The following is a 4,364-nucleotide window of genomic DNA, read 5'->3' on the forward strand; positions in this document are numbered from 1 at the left end:
GGTGAAGATCGCGCGGGAACTGTGTGCGGAGTTCGGGGTGTCCGCTGCGAACTGCGTGGCGTACGGGGATTCTCGTTCGGACGCGGAGCTGTTCGCCGAGGTGCCGGTGTCCGTGGCCGTGAACGCGGATCACCATGTCCGCGCGCTGGCCTCGCACCAGTACAGCGGCCGGGATCTTCGCGAGGCATACGCCCTCGTCAGCACGGGATGAGCCCTCCCGCACACCGCACGCGGGTTCTCTTTAGCACCAGGAGGCGCGGAAATCCCGGAAACTGGGGTAACCGGGACAGGGGGTTGTGCGGTGCGGTCACATCGGTATGGTCGACTCCGCATCGTGGCATCGTGTTGTGAGGGCCTGTGACGGTTGCTTCCGCACTCGTTCGTGCTCGGTGTTTCTCGGGGGTCGGGTTCGTTCGGACGTGACGTAGCGAGGCACACCATGACCCGTGAAGCGGAGCTGATCCGCCGCACGCTGGAGGAGGTCGAGGGGTCGGCCGACTCCGCGACCGCGTATTTCTACGCGCTGCTCTTCGTGCAGTACCCGCAGGTGCGCGAGTTGTTCCCGGCCGCCATGGATGTGCAGCGCGACCGGCTGTTCCGGTCGCTGCTGACCGCCGCGCGGATGTTTGACGACGGCCCGGCGCTCCAGGCGCACTTCGCGGCGCTCGGACGCGGCCACCGCAAGTACGGGACGCTGCCGACGCACTACCCCGCCGTCGGCGAGTGCCTGATGCGGGCGCTGGAGCGGTACGCGCCGCGCAGTTGGGGCCCGGAGACCGAGTCCGCCTGGGTCAAGGCGTACACCGCGCTCTCCCAGGTCATGATCGACGCGGCCGCTGAGGACGAGCGGCACGCACCCGCCTGGTGGCGGGCCCAGGTCGTCACCCATGAGCAGCGCACCCCCGATATAGCGGTGCTCACGGTGCGCCCCGACGCGCCGTACCCGTTCCGCGCCGGGCAGTACACCAGCATCGAGACGCCGTGGTGGCCGCGGGTGTGGCGGCACTACTCGTTCGCCTCCGCGCCGCGCCCCGACGGGCTGCTCGTCTTCCATGTCAAGGCCGTGCCCGCCGGGTGGGTGTCCACCGCGCTGGTCCACAAGGCGCGCCCCGGGGACGTGCTGCGGCTCGGCCCGCCCGCCGGGTCGATGACCCTCGACGACGGCGGGGACAGCGGGCTGCTCTGCCTGGGCGGCGGTACCGGTATCGCCCCCATCAAGGCGCTGGTGGAGGATGTGGCGAAGCGGGGCGCGTCGCGCCCCGTCGAGGTCTTCTACGGCGCGCGCACCGACCTCGACCTGTACGACCTGGACCCGCTGCTCCGCCTCGACCGCAGCTACCCGTGGCTGTCGGTGCGCCCGGTGGTGGCGGCGGGCCGCGGCTCGGTCCCCTCGGTGCCCGGCGAACTGCTCGACGCGGTGCGCAGATACGGGCCCTGGGCGGCCTACGACGGCTATCTGTCCGGCCCGCCCGGACTGATCCGCAGCGGGGTCGCCGCCCTGGTCGGGGCGGGCATACCGGCCCATCGAATACGGCACGACGCACTGGAAGAGCTGGTCAACCGGCCATGACGGAGGAGTACGGAGGGCGGGACGGCGTGGCGGACGCGCGGCTGAACGGACACGGATACGGCGGCGGAGACGCCGCGCACCGGGAACGGGGCGCCCGCCCCGGCAGCGTGGGCGAGCATGAGCTGCAGCGGCGGCTGGGGGAGGTCGAGCGCGCCGACCGCTTCTACGCGGAGCAGGTGCTGGACCATCTCAACGAGCGGATGCGGGACTTCGCCGGCCAGCAGGAGATGTTCTTCCTCGCGACGGCCGACCGCAACGGCGAGTGCGACAACAGCTTCCGCGCGGGCCCGCCCGGGTTTCTGCGGGTGCTGGACGAGCGCACCCTGGTGTTCCCCGAGTACCGGGGCAACGGGGTGCACGCCAGCCTGGGCAATATCGAGGAGAACCCCCATGTGGGCCTGCTGCTGATCGACTTCGTACGGGCGCGGATCGGGCTGCACATCAACGGAAGCGCGGGGCTCGTGGACGACGCGGTGCTGCGCGCCGCCTTCCCGGAGCTGCCCGAGGACCCGGTGCCGGGGCGGCAGGCGCGACTGTGGGTGCGGGTGGAGGTGGAGGAGGCGTACATCCACTGCGCGAAGCACATTCCGCATCTGCAGAAGGCGCCGAAGCGCCCCGCGCGGGACTGGGGCACGGACGACTACAAGCGGAAGGGCGGCGACTTCTTCGGCGCCGCGCGGGAGCGGCGGGTGCCTCGGCAGGGAGCGGCCCCCGAGCCCGCGCCCACTCCCGCACCCACTCCCGAGCCTGATCCGCCTCCGCCTCCGGCTCCGGCTCCCGTTTCCGCTCCGGCTCCGGCTCCCGAGCCCGCGCCTGCTCCCGAGCCCGAGCCCGCGCTCTCCCTGGGGCTGGACGCCCCGCAGCCGCCGTCGACCTCGAACGAATGGACGACGCCGCTGGAGCCGGTGAACGACTCCCGGGACACCGCCGCCTGGCGGCGGGAGGCCGAGCGGGTGCTGGCGGAGGCGCAGCGGCGGGGCGAGGAGCCGCGGGAGAGCGCCCCGTTCCAGGGCTGGTTCGGCGCTCCCTAGTGCCGTGGCCGGTGGGTGGGACGCCCCCGTGAGGGGCAGCCGCGGCCCAGGTGGCCCAGTCGGCCCGGCGAGCTCCGGCTCAGCCGAGATCGGGGGCCAGCAGGGCGCGTACGCCCTCGATATTGGCTGCCAGATACGCGCGCAGGCTCGGCGGGACGACCTCCACGGAGGCGAGGCCCTCCCGGCTGAAGGGGATCCGTACGATCTCGTACTCCCCCACCGGCTCCTCGACCTCCGGCCCGTGCCGCAGCCCGGGGTCCATGGCGGCGAGGCGGCAGACGAAGAAGTGCTGCACCTTGACGCCGCCCGGGGTCTCCTCGGGGTCGCTCACGGTGTCCACGAAGGCGGGCACCACGTCGGTCACCTTGGCCCCCAGCTCCTCGGCCACCTCGCGGTGCAGGGCGTCCACCACGGTGGCGTCGACGCCGGGTTCGACGCCGCCGCCCGGTGTGATCCAGTACGGCGGAAGCCCCGGCTTGGTGCGCTTGATGAGGATCAGCCGCCGGCTCGCGTCCAGCAGGATGGCGCGCGCGGTGCGCTTGAGCACGGGGCGTTCGGGGTGGTCGGGGCGTTCGGGGTGGTCGGCACGTTCCTCGGGCATGGGGGAGGTGTGGCCCGCGGCATGCGCGGTGAAACCCGGCGGGCCGGTGGCGTCCGGGATTCACCAGTGCACGGCGGCGCGCAGCAGCCACTCGTGGGCGCGCGCGATGTGCGGCAGCGCGAGCGTGCCGGTCCGCACGGACAGGAAGTAGGTGCGCAGCGGCGGTACCGACGGGTCGTACAGCGGGACGACGCGGCCGGGCCCGAGGTCCTCGTCGCACAGATAGCGGGGCAGGACGGCCATGCCCGCGCCCGCGGCGACGCACTCCAGCACGGCCCGCAGGTCGGGTGCGACGAGGGCGCTGGTGTGGGTGGGCCCGGTCTCGAAGACGGCGGCCCAGTAGCGGGTGAGCAGCGGCATGCTCTCGTGGACGTCGATGACGGGCACCGCGTCCAGCTGCCGGTGGCCCTTGGCGCGTACGACGGAGGCCCCGCCGATCCGCGCCGCCCACCGGGGGGCCGCGACGAGCACATGCTCCTCGTCGCACAGTGGGGTGGAGGACAGCAGTTCGCCCCGGGCGCGGACGGTGGACAGGGCGAGGTCGTGGCGGCCGGCGCCGAGCCCGTCCAGGCTCTCCTCGGCCGAGCCGAATGCGGTCCGCACGGTGATGCCCTGCTCGACGAGCGGGGCGAGGGCGGGCAGGGCGCGTACCGAGGTGAACTCGGGCGGCCCGGCGAGGTGCAGGGTGCGTCCCGGCGCCTCGTCGTCGAACCGGTTCGCGGTGATCTCCAGCAGCGCGTCGAGATGCGGGGCGACTTTGTGGGCCAGTTCCTCACCGATCGTGGTGGGCGTGACGCCGCGCGCCTGCCGCAGGAAGAGGGGGCGGCCCAACTGCCGCTCCAGGGTGCGGATCTGCCCGGTGACGGCGGGTTGTGAGAGCCCGAGCAGCGGCGCGGCGCGCGTGAAGGATCCTGCCCGGTGCACGACGAGAAACGTGCGCAGCAGAGCCAGATCCATGGCAGATACGCCTCCGCCCTCCGCTCGCCCTCCGCTTTTATCACTGTGCGTGTCGTAACGATAATTATCTCGATAGGTCTATGTCGATACTGTGATTGGACACTGACGCACAGTCAACTAGCCTTGGGTGAGCGTCGCTTTCCACCGGGCCGTTCCCGGCCTTCCGGCCCCGGGGGGGGCGGCGCGGGGTGGCTCGTGCCACGAG

General features: G+C 72.5%; 5 protein-coding genes. 3 read left to right on the forward strand and 2 right to left on the reverse strand.

Going from position 1 to position 4,364, the window contains the following annotated elements; all coding sequences use genetic code 11:
* The 3 genes from G5C65_RS32025 to G5C65_RS32035 all read left to right on the forward strand — a co-directional run.
* A partial coding sequence (locus G5C65_RS32025; RefSeq protein ID WP_165302551.1) for an HAD hydrolase family protein occupies positions 1 to 211 on the forward strand: 211 nt, incomplete at its 5' end.
* 228 nt (positions 212 to 439) lie between these two features.
* On the forward strand, positions 440 to 1,570 hold the full coding sequence (locus G5C65_RS32030; RefSeq protein ID WP_165302552.1) for a globin domain-containing protein: 1,131 nt from the start codon (positions 440 to 442) through the stop codon (positions 1,568 to 1,570).
* Positions 1,571 to 1,692: 122 nt separating this feature from the next.
* Entirely contained in the window at positions 1,693 to 2,601 is a 909-nt protein-coding gene (locus G5C65_RS32035) for a pyridoxamine 5'-phosphate oxidase family protein (protein WP_241266213.1), read from the forward strand.
* 79 nt (positions 2,602 to 2,680) lie between these two features.
* Here the strand turns inward: G5C65_RS32035 and G5C65_RS32040 are convergent, their stop codons facing one another.
* Together G5C65_RS32040 and G5C65_RS32045 are read right to left on the reverse strand one after the other, a co-directional pair.
* Complete coding sequence (locus G5C65_RS32040; protein WP_165302554.1) at positions 2,681 to 3,202, reverse strand: NUDIX domain-containing protein; 522 nt, start codon at positions 3,200 to 3,202, stop codon at positions 2,681 to 2,683.
* A gap of 60 nt (positions 3,203 to 3,262) precedes the next feature.
* Positions 3,263 to 4,159 carry a LysR family transcriptional regulator gene (locus tag G5C65_RS32045; protein ID WP_165302555.1) on the reverse strand — a complete coding sequence of 299 codons (897 nt, stop codon included), beginning with the start codon at positions 4,157 to 4,159 and terminating at the stop codon, positions 3,263 to 3,265.
* Between the last annotated feature and the right edge of the window lie 205 nt (positions 4,160 to 4,364).

Source organism: Streptomyces boncukensis, assembly GCF_011045075.1.
Taxonomy (GTDB): Bacteria; Actinomycetota; Actinomycetes; order Streptomycetales; family Streptomycetaceae; genus Streptomyces; species Streptomyces boncukensis.

Excerpts from the sequence above, each read along its gene's own strand:
- G5C65_RS32030 (WP_165302552.1), top strand. The coding sequence starts at position 440 with ATGACCCGTGAAGCGGAGCTGATCCGCCGCACGCTGGAGGAGGTCGAG.
- G5C65_RS32040 (WP_165302554.1), bottom strand. The coding sequence starts at position 3,202 with ATGCCCGAGGAACGTGCCGACCACCCCGAACGCCCCGACCACCCCGAA.
- G5C65_RS32045 (WP_165302555.1), bottom strand. The coding sequence starts at position 4,159 with ATGGATCTGGCTCTGCTGCGCACGTTTCTCGTCGTGCACCGGGCAGGA.